Annotated in this window: 24 protein-coding genes and 1 tRNA gene; 9 read left to right on the top strand and 16 right to left on the bottom strand. The window is 40.3% G+C overall.

Annotated elements, in window-relative coordinates; genetic code table 11:
• Positions 1 to 53 precede the first annotated feature (53 nt).
• From NSS60_RS05045 to NSS60_RS05035, 3 genes are read left to right on the top strand one after another with little or no spacing between them, the layout of a single operon-like run.
• Positions 54 to 371 carry a hypothetical protein gene (locus NSS60_RS05045; protein WP_035018537.1) on the top strand — a complete coding sequence of 106 codons (318 nt, stop codon included), beginning with the start codon at positions 54 to 56 and terminating at the stop codon, positions 369 to 371.
• A complete protein-coding gene (locus NSS60_RS05040) occupies positions 368 to 547 on the top strand; it encodes a hypothetical protein (RefSeq protein WP_340720692.1) in 180 nt (59 codons plus the stop codon). Before NSS60_RS05045 ends, NSS60_RS05040 begins: the two co-directional genes overlap by 4 nt.
• Entirely contained in the window at positions 492 to 782 is a 291-nt protein-coding gene (locus tag NSS60_RS05035; RefSeq protein WP_340720691.1) for an endolytic transglycosylase MltG, read from the top strand. Before NSS60_RS05040 ends, NSS60_RS05035 begins: the two co-directional genes overlap by 56 nt.
• Before the next feature lie 29 nt (positions 783 to 811).
• On the opposite strand, the gene phoU is transcribed toward NSS60_RS05035, so the two are convergent.
• The 9 genes from phoU to NSS60_RS04990 all read right to left on the bottom strand — a co-directional run bounded on the left by phoU (position 812) and on the right by NSS60_RS04990 (position 9,731).
• Entirely contained in the window at positions 812 to 1,471 is a 660-nt protein-coding gene (gene phoU, locus NSS60_RS05030) for a phosphate signaling complex protein PhoU (protein ID WP_340720690.1), read from the bottom strand.
• A 58-nt stretch (positions 1,472 to 1,529) separates the two neighbouring features.
• A complete protein-coding gene (gene pstB / locus NSS60_RS05025; protein ID WP_004889513.1) occupies positions 1,530 to 2,342 on the bottom strand; it encodes a phosphate ABC transporter ATP-binding protein PstB in 813 nt (270 codons plus the stop codon).
• 26 nt (positions 2,343 to 2,368) lie between these two features.
• The gene (gene pstA / locus NSS60_RS05020; RefSeq protein ID WP_004889512.1) at positions 2,369 to 3,250 is read right to left on the bottom strand and encodes a phosphate ABC transporter permease PstA; all 882 of its coding nucleotides are present in this window, start codon (positions 3,248 to 3,250) and stop codon (positions 2,369 to 2,371) included.
• Positions 3,251 to 3,252: 2 nt separating this feature from the next.
• Complete coding sequence (pstC, locus tag NSS60_RS05015) at positions 3,253 to 4,203, bottom strand: phosphate ABC transporter permease subunit PstC (RefSeq protein ID WP_004889511.1); 951 nt, start codon at positions 4,201 to 4,203, stop codon at positions 3,253 to 3,255.
• 75 nt (positions 4,204 to 4,278) lie between these two features.
• Positions 4,279 to 5,241: a PstS family phosphate ABC transporter substrate-binding protein gene (locus NSS60_RS05010; protein ID WP_004889510.1), complete on the bottom strand. Its 963-nt coding sequence runs from the start codon at positions 5,239 to 5,241 to the stop codon at positions 4,279 to 4,281.
• Between the two features lie 114 nt (positions 5,242 to 5,355).
• Positions 5,356 to 7,509, bottom strand: coding sequence for a peptidoglycan D,D-transpeptidase FtsI family protein (locus NSS60_RS05005; protein ID WP_004889509.1), 2,154 nt, complete (start codon positions 7,507 to 7,509; stop codon positions 5,356 to 5,358).
• 61 nt (positions 7,510 to 7,570) lie between these two features.
• Positions 7,571 to 8,785: an MFS transporter gene (locus NSS60_RS05000; RefSeq protein WP_004889508.1), complete on the bottom strand. Its 1,215-nt coding sequence runs from the start codon at positions 8,783 to 8,785 to the stop codon at positions 7,571 to 7,573.
• Positions 8,786 to 8,877: 92 nt separating this feature from the next.
• A complete protein-coding gene (sodA, locus tag NSS60_RS04995; protein ID WP_004889507.1) occupies positions 8,878 to 9,486 on the bottom strand; it encodes a superoxide dismutase SodA in 609 nt (202 codons plus the stop codon).
• A gap of 171 nt (positions 9,487 to 9,657) precedes the next feature.
• Positions 9,658 to 9,731, bottom strand: a tRNA-Ile gene (locus NSS60_RS04990).
• A gap of 95 nt (positions 9,732 to 9,826) precedes the next feature.
• Here NSS60_RS04990 and NSS60_RS04985 point away from each other — a divergent pair.
• From NSS60_RS04985 to ispG, 4 genes are all read left to right on the top strand, one after another.
• Entirely contained in the window at positions 9,827 to 10,111 is a 285-nt protein-coding gene (locus tag NSS60_RS04985) for a DUF1189 family protein (RefSeq protein ID WP_340720689.1), read from the top strand.
• Positions 10,112 to 10,127: 16 nt separating this feature from the next.
• Entirely contained in the window at positions 10,128 to 10,631 is a 504-nt protein-coding gene (locus NSS60_RS04980; RefSeq protein ID WP_232467190.1) for a DUF1189 domain-containing protein, read from the top strand.
• A gap of 142 nt (positions 10,632 to 10,773) precedes the next feature.
• Positions 10,774 to 11,085 carry a type IV pilus assembly protein FimV gene (locus NSS60_RS04975; protein WP_004889503.1) on the top strand — a complete coding sequence of 104 codons (312 nt, stop codon included), beginning with the start codon at positions 10,774 to 10,776 and terminating at the stop codon, positions 11,083 to 11,085.
• Between the two features lie 79 nt (positions 11,086 to 11,164).
• Positions 11,165 to 12,259, top strand: a complete 1,095-nt coding sequence (gene ispG, locus NSS60_RS04970; RefSeq protein ID WP_004889502.1) for a flavodoxin-dependent (E)-4-hydroxy-3-methylbut-2-enyl-diphosphate synthase — start codon at positions 11,165 to 11,167, stop codon at positions 12,257 to 12,259.
• Between the two features lie 21 nt (positions 12,260 to 12,280).
• Here ispG and NSS60_RS04965 read toward each other — a convergent pair whose 3' ends face one another.
• Entirely contained in the window at positions 12,281 to 12,613 is a 333-nt protein-coding gene (locus NSS60_RS04965; protein ID WP_004889501.1) for a hypothetical protein, read from the bottom strand.
• A 130-nt stretch (positions 12,614 to 12,743) separates the two neighbouring features.
• Here NSS60_RS04965 and NSS60_RS04960 point away from each other — a divergent pair, with 130 nt between their 5' ends.
• Entirely contained in the window at positions 12,744 to 13,319 is a 576-nt protein-coding gene (locus NSS60_RS04960) for a 5' nucleotidase, NT5C type (protein ID WP_004889499.1), read from the top strand.
• 2 nt (positions 13,320 to 13,321) lie between these two features.
• Here the strand turns inward: NSS60_RS04960 and NSS60_RS04955 are convergent, their stop codons facing one another.
• Genes NSS60_RS04955 through NSS60_RS04940 form a run of 4 tightly spaced genes read right to left on the bottom strand, consistent with a single transcriptional unit; the run spans position 13,322 to position 16,309 of the window.
• Positions 13,322 to 13,747: a Fur family transcriptional regulator gene (locus tag NSS60_RS04955; protein ID WP_004889498.1), complete on the bottom strand. Its 426-nt coding sequence runs from the start codon at positions 13,745 to 13,747 to the stop codon at positions 13,322 to 13,324.
• A gap of 6 nt (positions 13,748 to 13,753) precedes the next feature.
• Complete coding sequence (locus NSS60_RS04950) at positions 13,754 to 14,587, bottom strand: metal ABC transporter permease (protein ID WP_004889497.1); 834 nt, start codon at positions 14,585 to 14,587, stop codon at positions 13,754 to 13,756.
• 14 nt (positions 14,588 to 14,601) lie between these two features.
• A complete protein-coding gene (locus NSS60_RS04945; RefSeq protein ID WP_004889496.1) occupies positions 14,602 to 15,357 on the bottom strand; it encodes a metal ABC transporter ATP-binding protein in 756 nt (251 codons plus the stop codon).
• Positions 15,358 to 15,415: 58 nt separating this feature from the next.
• Positions 15,416 to 16,309, bottom strand: a complete 894-nt coding sequence (locus NSS60_RS04940) for a YitT family protein (protein ID WP_035018536.1) — start codon at positions 16,307 to 16,309, stop codon at positions 15,416 to 15,418.
• 67 nt (positions 16,310 to 16,376) lie between these two features.
• Here NSS60_RS04940 and NSS60_RS04935 point away from each other — a divergent pair, with 67 nt between their 5' ends.
• A complete protein-coding gene (locus tag NSS60_RS04935) occupies positions 16,377 to 16,631 on the top strand; it encodes a DUF2624 domain-containing protein (RefSeq protein ID WP_004889494.1) in 255 nt (84 codons plus the stop codon).
• Between the two features lie 22 nt (positions 16,632 to 16,653).
• Here NSS60_RS04935 and NSS60_RS04930 read toward each other — a convergent pair whose 3' ends face one another.
• Positions 16,654 to 17,541, bottom strand: coding sequence for a deoxyribonuclease IV (locus tag NSS60_RS04930; protein WP_004889493.1), 888 nt, complete (start codon positions 17,539 to 17,541; stop codon positions 16,654 to 16,656).
• Positions 17,542 to 17,554: 13 nt separating this feature from the next.
• A complete protein-coding gene (locus NSS60_RS04925; RefSeq protein WP_340720688.1) occupies positions 17,555 to 18,835 on the bottom strand; it encodes a DEAD/DEAH box helicase in 1,281 nt (426 codons plus the stop codon).
• Positions 18,836 to 18,979 lie beyond the last annotated feature (144 nt).

Below are 18,979 nucleotides of genomic sequence, written 5' to 3'. Positions count from 1 at the left end.
AAAATGATGCATGATCGCTACATTCCTATGTATAATAAAGTGGGGTGACAAACATGATCGAATATACATTGATTGGACTCATTTCTTTTGCAATCATACTATTGCTTATTTCTTTCTTTCAAAAAGATCGTGTAAAAGAGGTAGAAGAACAAGTAGAGCAACTCACATTATCGACGATGCAACAATTGTACGAAATAAAAAAGCGAGTTAAAGCGCTTGAAGAAGAGCTGCTTGTCGGAATGGAGTTGTTTTCAACTGAAGAACAAATATGGCATCTACATAAGCAAGGTTGGACAAAAGAACAAATTGCCCGCAAACTCAACATGCCGATAGATGAAGTAAATATTGTGATCGCGAGGAATGAACGATGAAAAGAACAACACGTGCATTTGCGGCTGGAATGTTGTTTGCCACAACGATACTTGCTATCGTTCATTACACGAATGACAAGCAGTATACTACCATCAGCGAACAGCAGTATGAACAAATCGTTGCTGAACGAAATGAACTCGCTGAAAAACTCGAAAAACAAAAAAAAAGAAATTGAAAAAACAACACCATCTCAAAAAGAAAAAGTGTACATTTATACGTTAACAATTGCCAAAGGAGAGGCAAGTCGCGACGTTGCTAACCGACTTGAACAAGCGCACATTATTGATGATGCTCAATCATTTTTAACATACCTCGATACCCACCAATTAACGCGTGCGCTACGCCCTGGAACGTATGTTGTTACAAGTGACATGTCATATGAACAAATCACAAAAAAAATCACAAAATAAGGATGTCCGCTGTTGGACATCCTTTTCATTTAGTCGTTTAAATCGTAATGTTTTCCCTTTACTAAATAAAATACGTTCTCAGCGATGTTTGTCGCGTGATCTGCAATGCGTTCAATGTAGCGAGCCGTAAATGATAGTTGCGTAATTTGTGACATCGCATCTGGATGTGCTTTTGTGCGCTCGAGCAATTCCCGAATCGTTTCGCCGTACAAACGATCAACTTCATCGTCCATGTCAGCCACTTTTTTCGCCGTAACGACATCTTCTTCATAATATGCCTTTAATGTTAATGAAAGCATATTTACAGCAATTTCATGCATTTTTTCTAACTTATTTAACGAGATGACAAACGGCTGTTCACCGATTCGAATGGCTGATTTTGCAATATTGACTGCAAAGTCCGCCATGCGCTCGACATCTGTTGCGATTTTAATTGCGACAATAATTCGGCGTAAATCAATTGCGACCGGTTGTTGCTTCGCAATTAATAAAATGGCAAAGTCGTTAATCTCTTCGTCAAGCAAATCTATTTTTGCATCATTTTCAAGCACTTGTAATGCTAAATCGTTATTTTTTGTTTTTAACGCTTCAAATGATTGAGTTAACGCGATTTCTGCAAGACTTCCGAGCTGCAATAATTGGTCGCGCAACGTTTGTAAATCGTAATCAAATTTTTCACGTACAGCCATATTCACTCCCCCTTTTTATCATTTTGAAAAAATCGTGCGAGCGTACCCGCACGATTTTTTATCCGAATCGACCTGTAATGTAATCTTCTGTTCGTTTATCGTCTGGATTGGAGAATAACTTATCTGTATCGCTATACTCGATCACTTCACCGTTTAAGAAAAAGGCTGTTTTATCAGAAATACGAGCAGCTTGTTGCATGTTATGTGTAACGATAATAATGCTGTAATTTTTCTTTAACTCCTGTACAAGTTCTTCTACTTTTAATGTAGAAATTGGGTCAAGCGCAGATGTTGGTTCATCCATTAAAATGACATCTGGTTCAATCGCTAAACAGCGCGCAATACATAAACGTTGTTGTTGTCCGCCCGATAATCCGTATGCGTTCGTATGCAAACGATCCTTTACTTCGTCCCAAATCGCTGCACCGCGCAAACTTTTTTCAACGATTTCATCTAAAATTTTCTTGTCGCGAATGCCGTGAATGCGCGGGCCGTATGCAACGTTGTCATAAATCGATTTCGGGAACGGATTCGGCTTTTGGAATACCATGCCGACTTGTGTACGCAATTCTTCCACACGATACGATTTATCAAAAATATTGCGACCGCGATACGTAATTTCTCCAGATGTACATACATTCGGTACAAGTTCAATCATTCGGTTTAACGTTTTAATATATGTCGATTTTCCACAACCTGACGGACCGATAATTGCTGTTACTTCATTTTCATAAATATCTAAGTCAATATTTTTTAACGCATGATGTTCGCCGTACCATAAGTTTAAGTTTTTTGTCCGATACACAACATTTCTTTCTCTTTGTTCTTCAGACTGTTTATTTTTACGTTCTTTCACAACTGTTAGTTCCATTAATAAGTTCCCCTTTCAACGCGCAATTAATAACGTTTTTGAAACTTGTTGCGAATGAAAATAGCAATCGAGTTCATAAAGATTAACACAACGAGCAATACAACGATTCCAGCTGCTGCTACATGTTGAAAGTCAGCTTGTGGGCGTGACGTCCAGTTGTAAATTTGCATCGGCATAACAGTAAATGTATCAAGAATACCACGTGGCAAATGAGCTAAAAACGTCGGAATACCTAAAACGACAAGCGGTGCTGTTTCACCGATTGCACGGGATAAAGCTAAAATGCTGCCTGTCAAAATACCAGGAATCGCAGCTGGGAGAACGATGCGATAAATCGTTTGCCATTTTGTTGCTCCCATACCATACGATGCTTCCCGCAATTGATTTGGCACGGCGCGAATCGCCTCTTGTGCCGCAACGACGATGACAGGTAAAACGAGCAAGCTCATCGTTAATCCTGCAGCCATAATGCTACGACCCAAATTAAGTTCACGAACGAAAATCGTCAAACCGAGCAAACCGAATACGATAGATGGAACACCAGCTAAGTTCGAGATGTTCGTTTGAATAAAATCTGTAAAGCGATTTTTTTTCGCATATTCCTCTAAATAAATTGCTGTTCCGACTCCAAGAATGAGCGAAACAGGCGCAACGATGACCATAAGCCATAATGAGCCGACCAATCCCGCTTTAATTCCTGCGTTTTCTGGCCGACGAGATGGAAAGTTATTTAAAAAGTCGATATTTAGCCAGCCAATTGCTTGAGTGAATATCCGATATAGAAGGACGACGAGAACAATTAATCCAAATAACGTAGCTAGAAAAAATAAAAATTTTAACACGTTGTTGCGCAACAGGCGACCGTTCATATGTTGAACGACACGTTGTTTATCAATTAATTTTTCCATGATTAATACTCCTCCCTAAAGCGACGAGAAATGTATTGCGCGAGTAAGTTCATGGCTAATGTGAACACGAATAACGTCATCCCGACCGCATAAATGCTGTAATAAACTGTTGTTCCATATCCAGCATCTCCCGTTGTCACTTGAACAATGTATGCTGTTAACGTTTGAATCGATTTTGTCACATCAAACGTAAGGACTGGAGACGAACCACCCGCTACTGCTACAATCATCGTCTCACCGACAGCACGAGAAATCGCCAGCATAAACGATGCCGCAATACCTGACGTCGCTGCGGGAAGGACGACTTTTAATGCCACTTCTAACTTTGTTGATCCGAGACCGAGCGCTCCTTCACGAATGGAGTTTGGTACGGAACTCATTGCATCTTCAGATAAAGAAGCAACCATTGGAATAATCATAATTCCCATGACAATTCCTGGGCTTAACGCGTTAAAAATCCCGAGATCTGGAATGATCTTTTGTAAAAGAGGTGTGACGAACGTTAATGCGAAAAATCCGTACACAATCGTTGGAATTCCCGCCAACACTTCTAATGTCGGTTTTAATACTTTTCTTGTTTTTTCAGACGCATACTCACTCAAGTAAATCGCTGAAGCTAAACCGATTGGAATCGCAACAATCATCGCAATCGCTGTTGTTAACAGCGTTCCTGTAACAAGTGGTGCAATACCAAACGAGCCCGTTTTTTCATCCCACGGAAGCCATTCTTTGCTCGTTAAAAATTCAACAATAGACACTCGTTCAAAGAAAATAAACGTTTCAAATAACAATGTAAATAAAATACCGATTGTCGTTAAAATAGAAATTGTTGCTGTCAATAGTAACAATTTTGGCATTAACCATTCAACAAACTGTTGTCCGCTTTGTTTTTTCTTATTTTCTTTAATCATTTCACGGACGGAATATGAACGATTCCCATCTGTCATCGCCATAATGTGAAAACCCCTTTCCAAATTCATGGCAAGATGAGAAGCGACTGTGGTGTCGCTTCTCATCTTTACGTTTCGTTATTTCAATCCTTCAAGCTTTTTCAATTGCTCATCATATTTTTCTTGTGGAAGCGCTACATATCCAACTTCTTCAGCAAACTCCGCACCGTTCTCTAATAAAAATTTCGCAAAATCATATACGTGAGATTTTTCTTTTAATGATTTTGTATTCGCATAGACAAATAACGGGCGAGAAAGTGGTGCATATTCGCCACTTTGAATTGTTTCATGCGTCGGTTCTACTGGACCGTTTCCGTTATCAATTGGTACAGCTCTCAACTTATCTTTATTTTCAGTGTAGTATGCAAATCCGAAGTAACCGAGAGCGTTTTTGTCGCCCGCAATTCCTTGAACAAGGACGTTATCATCTTCAGATAATTGCGCTGTTTTGTTTAACGGTTGTCCATCTAAAATGACTTCATCGAAATAATCAAATGTACCAGAGTCATGTCCTGGCGAGAACAATTTAATTTCTTCATTTGGCCACTCTGGGCGAATGTCTGACCATTTTACTTTGTCATCACCGCTTACTGCACCTGATGTGAAAATTTTCTTTAGCTCATCGACTGTTAAATAATCGACCCAGTCGTTATCTTTATGCACTAAAATAGAAAGTCCATCGAATGCAATTTTGAACTCTTCAAATTGAATGCCGTTTTGTTCAGCAGCTTTCTTTTCTTCATCTTTAATTGGACGAGAAGCGCTTGAAAAGTCTGTTTCCCCTTTTGTAAACTTTTCAAATCCGCCACCTGTTCCGGACAAACCAACAGATACTTGTACATCTGGTTTTTCACCCGCATACGCTTCAGCGGCTGCTTCTAAAATTGGGTAAACTGTCGATGATCCATCAACAACAACGTTACCGCTTGATGCTTCTCCACCATTTTCGCCGCCTTGTTGAGCGCCACCGCCACAAGCAGTTGTAAATGCTAATACAGCGCTTGTCATTCCTGCGAGTGCAAACCATTTGTTTTTCTTCATCTTTTGATTTCCCCCTACTTTTTTCATTAATTTTTGTCCCACGAGTTATAGAATAATGGAAACGTATTAAATTCGTTTTAAACGAATGTTAAGCTTTTGTAAATTCGCTTTCTTCTATCTTTCCATTGTTTGTTCATCATTATTCAACGGTTCAGTAGGGGACTGCTCATTTGATTGACGCTGCGCTTTTAAGTCGAAATATGCATCTAAAATTTTTCTTCCGATGTAGTTATTAATCGGATAATGGTTTCGCGGATTTTGATATACCCACGGCACGACGACAGCAAATGCAACTTCTGGGTTGTTGTAAGGTGCGAAACCAACTAGCGTCAAATTGGTCGTTTGTGTCATTCGTTTCGATTTGATTGGTCCATCATAAAATGCCTGTGCTGTTCCTGTTTTTCCTGCTGGATCATACGGAGCATTCGCAAAAAATGCCCGCGCTGTTCCGTGCGAACCGTGCATGACGCGATAAAATCCTTCTCGTACACGCTCAATATACTCTGTTTTCATATCAATCCGATTTAACACTTTCGGCTCAAACGAATAAATAACGTTTCCGATTTGATTTTTTTCGCTAATTGGTTCACGAATTTCTTTTACGACATGTGGCTGAATGCGATATCCCCCGTTGGCAATCGTTGAAACGTATTGCGCCATTTGGATTGGCGTATATACGTCAAACTGTCCAATCGCTAAATCAAGCAAGTGACCAGGAAGCGTACTTTGTCCAGGCCACCCGATAATTTCCCCTGGCAAATCAATCCCTGTTTTCACACCTAAACCGAACTGATTAAAATATCGCCGCATAATCGAAAACGCTTCTTTTTTAATCGGCAACGGTTGATGCGGACGATATGTAGAACCTGCGATCGCAATAGCTGTCTTAAACATATAAACGTTTGACGACATTTCAAGCGCTTTTAAATCGTTCATCGGTCCCGGACGAATACCGCTATGCGATTTTTTCGGTTTAGTATCCTTAATATATAGCGGTTCATCAATAAGCACTGTACCAGGTCGAATGACGCCGGTTTGAAAACCGGTTAAAACAGTAGCACCTTTCACTGCTGATCCCATCGCATAAGCAGATGTGATTGTTCCAAGGGCATAATCTTTGAACACTGCTTTCCCATTCTCATCACGTGTATACAGTCTCCCTGCTAACGATAAAATTTCTCCCGTATTCGGGTCCATCATGACAACGAAAGCACGATCGAGCAACTCGGTTCCACCGCGCCGTTTCATTGCCGTCAATTCTTCTTCAATAATTTGCTCGACACGTTTTTGTAATTCCATATCGATCGTTAGCACAATATCTTTGCCGCGCTGTCCTTGCGATATTTCAATCGTTTCAATAATGTTGCCTGCTTTATCGGTCACATTTTTTATTTTTGCTTTTTGTCCGCGCAACACATCTTCATATTGCGCTTCAATGTAGCTTTTTCCGACGCGGTCATTTCGGCTGTAATCGCGCGCTAAATAGTAGTCAAGCTTTTCGCGCGGTAACCCTTCTTCCGATGATGTAATATTTCCCAGCACGGTACGAAACGTATCACCAAATGCATAATGACGATCCCAATCTGTCGTTACATCTACCCCTGGCAATTCTTCTAAATGCTCGCTAACAACTGCATATTCTTTATTCGTTACCCCTTCATTTTTAATCATTTGTGGCGTCAACGCGTATCCACTATTCATTTCCCGAAAAATAGCGACAACTTCAAGCTCCTTTTCTTTAACTGCTTTTACATCTTCTTCTGTAATGCGCTCAAGTTGCAGTCGATAAATATCTTTATCTCCCAACTTTTTAGCGCGAAACTGTTTCCATTCTTCTTCTGTAATTTTTTCTTTCGCTTTTTCTTCATTAGTCAAAATCCAATAGTCTTTTATATCTCGTTCTGTCACCCGATCTGCCGGCTTTTCAATGTATGTTGCTAACTTTTTCGCTATCGCAATCATTTCTGACGGCTTGGTTGTTTGCGTACGTGTATACGTGATCGCATGAAGCGGTTCGTTATCGACGACAACTTGATAGTTTCGGTCATAAATTTTCCCGCGCGGTGCTGGCGTGTTGACTGTTACGTTTTCTGTCCGCTCAACTTCTTTTCGATATTGTTCACCGTAAACAATTTGAATGACACCCAATCGTAAAATAAGCGCAGAAAACAGTAAAAACACAACAAAAAACAATACGTTTAGTCGAAATGGCAACTGCATTCTTTTTTTCTTTTTCTTTACATTTTTAGCTTGTTGTATTTGCTTCAAAACAGGCGAGCACCTCCTTTACTTGCTCCTTCCCCATTGTAAAAGAAACGCTCGCAAATTTCTACATTGAAAGTCGAATACGCCGCACAAAAAAATAAATGATGAAATGACCAGATCCAACAATTAACATTAATAATGGAATCGCCTCTTTTGCATCAAATAACGTAATGGCTAACAAAAACAATAAAATAGACGTTGCACGGCCACCGTTCAAAAATAATTCCCTCAACACAATATATTCAATGCGCCACTCCTTTGCATGATTGCTTTGTCCAATGACGTCAAATGTAAGCGACAAATATGGGACAAGCAAAATCGGATAACCAACAGCAATAAGCGCACCGTATACGATCAGTTTGAAGTAGGATAAATCGAACACGAGCAAAAATACAGAAGCATACAATAGCACGCCACCAAATAAAATGGCATGCAGTCGCCAGCGTTGCTTTATATATTTAGAGGCAAGCGAATACGTAATAAACGAAACGACCGCATTGACGAAACCAAATACGCCAAGTGCTTTTTCTGTTCCTGTTGCCATAAATAAGAAAATAGAAACGATAAACACAAACGTTCCTTCCCGAAATCCTTGAAAAAAGTGAGCGTTTGTAATCATTCTCCAATTTTTATTTTTCTTTCGTTCGGCATACGCACGTTGTAACATGAAACGGCCTGCAGATTGCCTCCGATGTACAAAAAAGCTACATACAACAGCTGCAATAAATAAACATAAAGAGGATAAAAAAATCGCCATATACCCCGTAAACTTCTCACTTGAAGCGATGACCCATCCAGCAATTGGGGGACCGATCATTCCTGCCACAGATGTCATTGCTCCAAGCAATCCATTAAATAAATCGCGCGTATTTGGCTCAGTAATTTCAAATGTTAAGACGTTAAATGCAAGCCAATAGAAACCATAACCAACACCAAGCAAACCACCAAGGAAAAACAAATGATCCATCGCTCGATTTCCACTGAATAATACGACTAAAAAAAAGAGTGCCAAAAACGTAACACCCATTCGTAAAACGATGACGCGATCAATTTTTTTGGCGATTTTCCCAGCAACGATAAATGCAAGCGGCTGCCATGTGACAATCGCTAAATTGTACACACCTAGGGCATGAAAACTGTTCACTTTTTTCCAAACATATACGTTTACAAACGTATTGGACAAAGCGATGCTAAGAGAATACAATCCGCCGATTGCTAGTAAAAGAAACAATTGGCGATGTGTGTGAATGTACGCAATGATTCGTTTCCATCTGTTCATAGGCAAACTCCCTTTCTTGACAAGTAGTTTGCCTACTCTTTTGTAGCGATATGCAAAAAGAGCTCGACAAAAATTTGCCGAGCTCTTCCTCATTATTTTGCTGCTGCGTAACGTTTCGCAACTTCGTCCCAGTTGACAACATTCCAAAACGCTGAAATATAATCTGGACGACGGTTTTGGTATTTTAAGTAGTATGCATGCTCCCATACATCTAATCCTAAAATTGGTGTTTTACCTTCCATTAATGGTGTATCTTGGTTTGGTGTACTTGTTACCTCAAGCTGACCGTTGTGCACAACAAGCCATGCCCAACCAGACCCAAAACGTGTTGCAGCCGCCTTTGAAAATTCTTCTTTAAACTTTTCAAAGCTGCCGAATGTATTGTTAATTGCTTCAGCTAATTCACCTGTAGGCTCACCGCCACCATTTGGTGAAAGAATTGTCCAAAAGAGCGAATGATTTGCATGCCCTCCTCCGTTGTTACGAACGGCTGTACGGATGTTTTCTGGTACTTCGTTTAAATTAGCCATTAGCTCTTCGATTGTTTTGCTTTGTAATTCTGGATGACCTTCAAGCGCTGCGTTTAAGTTTGTTACATATGCGTTATGATGTTTCGTGTGATGAATGTTCATCGTTTCCTTATCAATGTGTGGTTCTAACGCATCGTAAGCATAAGGCAATTGTGGTAATTCAAATGCCATACTTCATTCCTCCCCATTTATTATGTAATTGGTCACAAATGAAACCGATAAATGATATTTAGAAACAGAAAAGTTTCATAAGTGAACCTACTTTAAGAGAAGAGTACCAAAATAAAACGAATGTTTCAAATTATTTGCAAAAAAACTCGCTAATTCACTTAGCGAGGAAAATGGACCCTGCAGGACTCGAACCTGCGACCAGACGGTTATGAGCCGTCCGCTCTAACCAGCTGAGCTAAGGGTCCGTCATATTCGATGGTAATTTTAGCAAAAATGATGAAAGGCGTCAATATGAGACAAAATGGTTGTGTAGCGAATAGAAAAAGAAGTAGAATGAAAAATGATGATGCCAAAGGATGTAAAGGATGTGATGATGATGTGGAAACGGTTGTTACAAAGTCTTTATTCGCCTGTACATATTGCCCGCTTTCGCTTTCATCCGATTGGAAAAGCGATTGGCTACGTATTCTTTTTATCGCTTATTGCAACGTTGCCGATTGCCATTTATTTTATAATAAGTATAAACAAAACGATCGACTCAACGCGCGAACTATTGGGCGAGGAGCTTCCCCCATTTGAAGTTGTCGATGGCATATTGATATCGGACGAAAAAAAAAACAATTGAGCTCATACATCCTGATGTGACTATTTTATTAGATAGCACAGGTACATTAACTACCGATGACGTAGCGCGCTACACAAATGCAGTGGCGTTTTTAAAAGAAGACTTTTCGCTCGTTGTAAATGGCCACGTTCAATCGTATCCGTATGCCGTCATGCAAGTAGATCGCTTTACAAACAAAGACGTATATGAATTTACACGCACGTTGCAATCATTACTTCCTATCGTCATTTCACTATCATTTTTTGTTTTATACTTTTTCACATGTACAAGCAAATTCCTTTACGTTACCGTTCTCGCATTCATCGGTCTTATTTTCCGTGAAACATTAAATAAGCGCGGGACGTACCGTCATATGTGGAGCATTTCCGCCTACTCCATCACGCTAGCAACAGTCTTTTTTACCATTATGGAGGCATTACAGATTGTCGTTCCATACGCTGTCGCGTTAGATTGGTTCGTTTCTATTACCATTTTGTTCGTGTCTATTAAAGAACTTCCTTCCGTCAAAGAAGCAGGCTGATACGCCTGCTTCTTATAGTTCAAATGATGAATGGGATGTTAAACAAATGTGAAGTGATGTAAAAGAAGTGTAATTTTTGTGCATATATGATAAGGACAAGCCATATACATGAAGAAAGAAGAACGACAGGTGGGGAAATAGGATGAAAAAAGTAGTTACCCTTCTTATCTTCATTGCTATATGTGCGATTGCTTACCATGATGTAACAGACGGAACGATTCATACGATTCGTGCGGAAAAAACGAACAAACGGACGAACGAATTACCTTATCGCGAAATAACCGTCCAACGTGGCGATACGCTCCTCTCCATTATCGAACGTGAAATGAACGGTAAATTGCCCGTACCCATCGATCAACTCATTACTGATTTTCAAGCGCTCAATCCACATGTAAATGCGCATTCCCTTCAAGCTGGCAAAACGTATCGTATTCCACTCTATAAACAGAAATAGCAAAAACATTGTCAACAAATAAGAAACATTGCTACAATAAAAAATGATTTGATTAATACGTTAAAGGAGCGATTGACGCGTGAGTGAAATCATTCATCGTTCGAAAACCCGCCCTGTTCGTGTTGGAAACATTACAATTGGCGGGAATAATGAGGTTGTCATTCAAAGCATGACGACAACAAAAACGCATGACGTCGATGCGACTGTTGCCCAAATTCATCGACTTGAAGAAGCTGGATGCCAAATTGTTCGCGTCGCTTGCCCAGATGAAAGAGCAGCAGATGCGATTGCTGAAATAAAAAAGCGCATTAATATTCCACTCGTTGTCGATATTCATTTTGATTATCGCCTTGCTTTAAAAGCGATTGAAAACGGGGCGGATAAAATTCGCATTAATCCAGGAAATATCGGGAAACGCGAAAAAGTTGAAGCGGTCGTTAAAGCAGCGAAAGAACGTGGCGTACCGATTCGCATCGGGGTCAACGCTGGTTCACTTGAAAAGCGCATTTTAGAAAAATACGGCTATCCTACTGCAGATGGGATGGTCGAAAGCGCTCTGCATCATATTCGCATTTTAGAAGACCTCGATTTTCAAGACATTATCGTGTCATTAAAAGCTTCCGACGTTCGTTTAGCGATTGAAGCATACGAAAAAGCCGCTCGTGCATTTGACTATCCGCTACACCTTGGGATTACGGAATCGGGTACGTTATTCGCAGGAACGGTAAAAAGTGCTGCGGGACTTGGTGCGATTTTAAGTAAAGGAATTGGTAACACCGTACGTGTATCCCTTAGCGCCGATCCTGTCGAAGAAGTAAAAGTGGCTCGCGAGTTGTTAAAAGCATTCGGTCTTGCGGCGAACGCCGCAACGTTAATTTCTTGTCCGACGTGCGGGCGAATCGAAATTGATTTAATTAGCATTGCAAATGAAATTGAAGAGTATATTGCCCAAATTAAAGCGCCGATTAAAGTAGCGGTTCTCGGCTGCGCAGTAAACGGGCCCGGAGAAGCGCGCGAAGCTGACATCGGCATCGCAGGGGCACGTGGAGAAGGATTATTGTTCCGCCACGGGAAAATCGTTCGTAAAGTACCTGAAGAGACGATGGTGGAAGAGCTGAAAAAAGAAATCGATAAATTAGCGGAAGAATATGCCTCGAAAGGGAAACAAAAATAAGAGGGGACATTCCCCTCTTATTTACAAAAATCGGACGAAAAAGCTTAAAATGATGGAGACAGCACCAATTCCAATCGCCCACGCCCCTAACGTTTCCGCTCCTCGACGGCGAGCGATAAATCCGAAAATAATGCCGGCCGCTCCCATAATGACTGGCATAAGAAAAAGAGAAACAATCGATAAAGCAAGTGCAAGCCAGCCAACGCCACGACCGTCTTCTCCACGCTCTACTTCTCGATCAGAAAATCGAATCGGCTCAGCAATTTCACCTGCTGTTTCTTCCATAAAATCTTGCTCAATGTTTGGAACCGTATCTATTCGTGCGTTGTCATACGCTTGACGCTCATTGTCCATAACAATTCCCTCGCTTTCGTAAAATGAGGAGCACTATTATTATGCAATAAGCGATACGTCATTATAGATGTTACTTTATGTCAATGTTATAATGGGCAAGAAGCACCCGACATGAAAGGATGAGCAAACAATGATCAAGCGACGATTTGGAATCGATATTGATGGAACAGTCACATGTCCAAGTGCGTTTATTCCATATTTAAACAAATCATTCCGAAAAAATTTAACGCTCGATGATATTACTGACTACGATTTAGTTCCTTTTTTAGATACGACAGAAGAAGAACTGAACGAATGGATGGAACGATATGAGCCGATCATTTATAGCGAAGCTCCTCTTGCGAACGGAGCACTAGAGGTCATTAATAGCTGGAAAGATGAATATGAGCTATATTACATTAGTGCACGAGGTCGTCACTTATATGAAATAACAGAAAAATGGTTTCAACAACAAGGCGTTCATTATCATCATATTGAGCTTATCGGTTCGCACAATAAAATTGAGGCTGTGAAAAAATACAACATCGACATTTTTTTTGAAGATAAATACGATAACGCATGCGACATTGCGGAACAATGTATGATCCCTGTCATTTTATTTGATACTCCTTACAATCGTGGTCCGCTACCAAAAGGAGTCATTCGTGTGTACAATTGGCATGAGGCAAAACAACAAGTAGAAAAGTTGCTTACAACAACAAGCTGACATTACACGTCAGCTTGTTGTTTACACATCGGACACGTGCCGTACACTTCAAATTTATGTCCTGAAATGGCGTATCCTTGCAAGTCTTCCGCTAATTCATTCATCGGACACGTAACAAGTTCTTTCGTTTTGCCGCACGTCATGCAAATAAAATGGTGGTGGTGATGGCTCATGTTGCATGTAAACCGAAAATGCTTTTCTCCAGATAGCTCAGTCATTTCTAAAATACCGAGCTCAACGAATAGTGCCAGGTTGCGATAAACGGTATCAAAACTAAGTCCAGGATACCGATCTTTCATCACATCAAGCACATCTTTTGCAGTTAAATATTTATCTGTTTTCGCAAACAATTCAAGCATTTCCTCGCGCTTCCCTGTATACTTAAATCCCTTTTCTTTCATTAATCGTAGCGCTTCAGAAACGTTCACGCTTCTTCATCCTCTCTTCCATTTTTTCCACATGATTGATCCAATTAATATGCAAACCGCTAGCAAAACAATTGTTCCACCGGGAGCTAAGTTTAAATAATAGGAAAGAAATAGCCCAACAATGACCGCAAATTCACCGAACAAAACGGAAAACCATAACGCCTGTTTAAATCCTTTCGCTATTCGAATACTTGCGGCAACAGGAAGCGTCATGAGTGACGAAACAAGCAAAATGCCGACAATTCGCATCGACGCAGCAATGACAAGAGCGACTAGCACAATGAAAACAAAATGGAGCGACTTTACTTTTACTCCCGATGCTTGTGCATATTCTTCGTCAAATGACAAAATAAACCATTCTTTATAAAACAGAAAAATGACGGTAAGCACAATGAAAAAAATGACGCTAATCGTCCATACGTCCGTTCGGCTTACTGCGCTTACACTTCCGAATAAATATGAGAACAAATCTGTATTAAAGCCATCCGCAAGCGAAATGAAAATAACGCTTAAACCGATCCCTCCTGATAAAATGATCGGAATCGCTAATTCTTGATAATGTTTATATACCGTACGCAGTTTTTCAATAAATAACGAACCGACAACAGAAAAGGCCATGCCAATATAAATCGGGTTTAATGTTGCAAACGTAAAAAATTTTTTTTGCACAAGTAAGCTTGCTGCAATTCCTGCTAGTGTAACATGGCTTAACGCATCAGCAATAAGCGATAACCTTCTGACGACAATGAACACACCTAAAAGTGGGGCGATAAATCCGATCAATATACCGACAACAAACGCGTTTTGTAAAAACTCATATTGAAATAAAGCTTCTAACATACACACCCCCCTTTCTACGCATGGTCGTGAGCAAGCAAATGAAGATGATGTCCATAAAAAGATGCGACATCTTCTGTTTTTAACTGTGCAAACTGCTGCACACTACCATGAAAATGTAAACGTTTGTTTAAACATGCAACATGCGTCACCTTTTCCGTAATTGTTCCGACATCGTGAGTAACAAGAAGCAACGTCATATGCTGTTGTTTATTTAATCGGTCAAGCATATCGTAAAAACTTCGCACATGATGTACATCAACCCCGACAGTCGGTTCATCTAAAATTAAAAACTCTGGTTGCGATACGATGGCCCGAGCGATAAATACACGTTGTTGTTGACCGCCCGACAGTTCACCGATATTGCGTCGGATAAATGGGCTCATGCCAACTGCATCAATCGCTTCATATACCGCTTTTTCGTCCTTTTTACTTAACCGACGAAATAAACCGAGCTTTCCTGTTAAACCGCTTGCGACAACTTCATATACGGTTGCAGGAAATCCAGTATTAAAACTGTTTGCTTTTTGAGATACAAAACCGATTTTATGCCAATCTTTAAACTGCTCAATCGGCGTGCCGAACAAAAAAATTCTCCCCGTTTGTGGTTTTAACAATCGTAAAACACATTTTAACAATGTCGATTTCCCTGACCCATTCGGACCAACTAAACCGACGAACGCGCCTTTTGGAATGCGAAAATTAATATGTTGCAATACATCTTCATCATCATACCGAAACGAAACATCTTCAACACGCAAAATATCGTCCATCGTTTGACCACCTTAATTCAAAATGATTCCGATTCATAGTATATCGCATTTATTTTCATTAATGAATAGCAGACTTAAATTTCGCCCCACGTACTTCTTGTGTGTTCATAATGGTAATAAAAGCATTTTCGTCAATTTCGTATACAATCGACTTCAGCTTCGTCACTTCTAAACGTGTCACGACCGCATAAATGACTTCTTTTTGCTCGTCTGTATATCCGCCTTTTCCCATCAACTTTGTCGTCCCGCGTCCGAGTCGATTTAAAATGGCGTCCGACACTTCTTCATAACGGTCTGATACGATCAAAACTGCCTTTGTTTCATCTAACCCTTGAATAACCGTATCAATCGTCTTAAAAGCGATATAATAAGTTAAAACAGAGTACATCGCTTGCTTCGGTCCGAATACAAACGCAGCCCATGTAAAAATAAAAATGTTTGTAAACATAACAAACTCACCGACAGAAAACGGCAATTTTTTCGTCATTAAAATACCTAAAATTTCTGTTCCATCTAACGAACCTCCATGACGAATAACAAGTCCTACACCCGCACCGAGAATCGCTCCGCCAAACACTGTCGCTAAAATGGAATCTGTTGTAAATGGAGATACATGGTGAAACAATCGTTCCATCACAGCTAACATAACGATAGAATAGAGTGAGGAAAGCATGAACGTTTTTCCGATCTGTTTATAACCAAAATACATAAATGGTGTATTCAACAAAACGACAAGTGTCGCAAAGTTCAACCATGCGTAATTTGGAAGAATGCGATCAAGAATAAGGGAAATACCGATTACCCCACCGTCAATAATTTCATTTGGCACTAAAAACAGCTCGATGGATACCGCTGCAAGCGTGGCACCAATCGTCATCATCACAAGACGATACAACAAATGGCTAATCGTCTCTTTTTTATGTTGTCTTTTCACTCCAATCTCCCCTTTCATCTATATTCATTATATCATTGCACACCTTCCTTTTCCCGCTCATATCGTAAACAAGGAGGGATGTTACGTGAATGTATATCATAAAATCGTCCAACATAAAATGAAATCCATTACCGCAAATGAGTTGATGATGTATGCAAAAGAATATAACGTTTCGCTTTCACCGAAAGATGCGGAAACGATTGTTCAAATGATGCGCGAGAAAACGATTGATGTGTTTAACGAACAAGCGAGAAAAAATTGGATTCGCGAACTCGCCCATCGCACATCACCACAACTCGCCAAGCAAGCCAATGAGTTCATTCGTCAATTTATACAGTAAGAAGGCTGCCGGTGACAGCCTTCTACTCAACAATTTTTTCACGAACATTTGGATCGAATTGTTGTGCACGCAACATAGCAATTTCGAATTTATATGGCGGCTTCGCAGACGTTTTCTCACCGACATATGGCGTTTCTAAAATTTTTGGCACGTGCGTAAGCTGTGGGTGATGCACTATATAATTGAGCGCATCGAAACCGATATAACCAAAGCCGATATTTTCATGACGGTCTTTACGGCTTCCACAAGCATTTTTACTATCATTAATGTGCAATACTTTGAGACGGTCAAGCCCAATAATGCGATCGAATTCATCTAATACTCCATCAAAATCATGAACAATATCGTACCCGGCATCGTGCGTGTGGCACGTGTCAAAGCAGACAGACAATTTGTCGTTATGTGTCACACCGTCAATGATTTTCGCTAACTCTTCAAAACGACTTCCACATTCTGACCCTTTTCCCGCCATCGTTTCTAAAGCAATTTGTACTTGTTGGTCAGTTGTAATTACTTCGTTTAATCCTTCAATAATTTTTTCAATTCCTGCTTCAATACCTGCGCCAACGTGCGCTCCCGGATGAAGAACAAGCTGCTTGGCGCCAATTGCTTCCGTTCGTTCAATTTCTGAACGTAAAAAAGAAACACCTAAAGAAAATGTATCGGCATTAGTCGTATTACCGATATTAATAATGTACGGGGCATGTACAACAATTTCATCAATCCCATGTTCTTTCATATGGGCAAGTCCTTTTTCAATGTTTAGCTGTTCGATTGGTTTCCGTCTCGTGTTTTGTGGCGCTCCGGTATAAATCATAAACGTATTTGCCCCATACGATACCGCCTCTTTACTCGCGGCTAGCAACATCTCTTTTCCGCTCATTGATACGTGCGAACCAATTTTTAACACGTTCTTCTCTCCCTTATTTCTTTTTCGCTCTTTGTTTTTTTAACTGCTCTCGCAATTTTTTCTTATATCCTGGTTTTACTTTCTTTTGTTTTTTCGCTATTTTTTCAACGAGTTGTTCCACTTCATCGACTTTTTTCTCTTTTTTCCGTCCGTTCCATGCATCAAGCTCGATCCATTCACCTTGACGCAAATCACGATGGAGAAAATGAATCCCTTTCTTTTCTAACTTAACTAACGCATGTTGATCGGATGCTTCATAAATCGTTGCAGCAATCCCCTCATAACCGGCACGTCCTGTTCGCCCAGCGCGATGAACGTAAAAATCTAGGTCTGACGGCAATTCATAGTTAATGACGTGACTGACGCCTTCAATGTCAATTCCGCGCGCCGCTAAATCAGTTGCAACAATATATTGAAATTGTAAATCACGAATCGCTTTCATCATTTTTTTCCGTTCACGTGGTGATAAATCTCCGTGTAACACACCTACTTTTAATCCTTTATCAATTAAGCCGTTCGCCACCTCGTCAGCTGTTTTTCTTGTATTGACAAACACAAGCGCTAAATATGGGTTGTAGCTCACTAACACGTCATGTAAAAGTTGTAAACGGTCGCGATGACGCAACGGAATTAAAATATGTTCAATCGTTGGTGCTGCGATCTGTTTTGGGGTGATATGAATATGAGTCGGATTCTCCATATACTTTTTCAAAAACGGCTTCAACCTCTCTGGAACAGTAGCAGAAAAGACGAGCATTTGTAAATTTTCAGGCATACGACCCGCGATGCGATCGACATCTGCAATAAACCCCATATCAAGCATCACATCTGCTTCGTCAACGACGAGCATGCGGGCAGTATGAACAAATAACGCTTGTTCGCGAACAAGATCATCAATGCGCCCCGGTGTACCAATGACAAGATGAGGTTGTGTTTTCAGCTTTTCAATCGAACGCAACTTATCTGTTCCACCAACAAAACAACGGGCTGTAATGCGGTGATCATTCGGACAAAACTTTGTGATTTTTAACACTTCATGATAAATTTGCGTTGCCAATTCACGCGTCGGTGCAGTAATGACCGCCTGTACTTCTGCTACACGCGGATCGATGCGCTGAATGATCGGCAATAAATAAGCGTGCGTCTTTCCTGTTCCCGTCTGCGACTGGCCGATGACGCTTTCACCACGCAACACAGCTGGAATGACACGCTCTTGAATCGGTGTCGGTTTATGGAATTTTAAATGTTGAATCGCCTCTATAATAAACGGATGAAACGGAAAACGCTCAAACATCGTTTCTCATCCCCTTTCTCAGTTCAATAAAAAAATAGACCAATTACATATTATATACGAACATCAATCGTTCATTCAACTATATGAGCTTTCTTGCATATCGTAATATAGATGAAATAAGCACAACACATAAAGAGAGGAGGA

The organism is Anoxybacillus sp. FSL W8-0382 (assembly GCF_038003845.1).
Taxonomy (GTDB): Bacteria; Bacillota; Bacilli; order Bacillales; family Anoxybacillaceae; genus Anoxybacillus; species Anoxybacillus flavithermus_G.
Note: the sequence above shows the minus strand (reverse complement) of the source record. Positions and strands in the feature narration are given on the sequence as shown.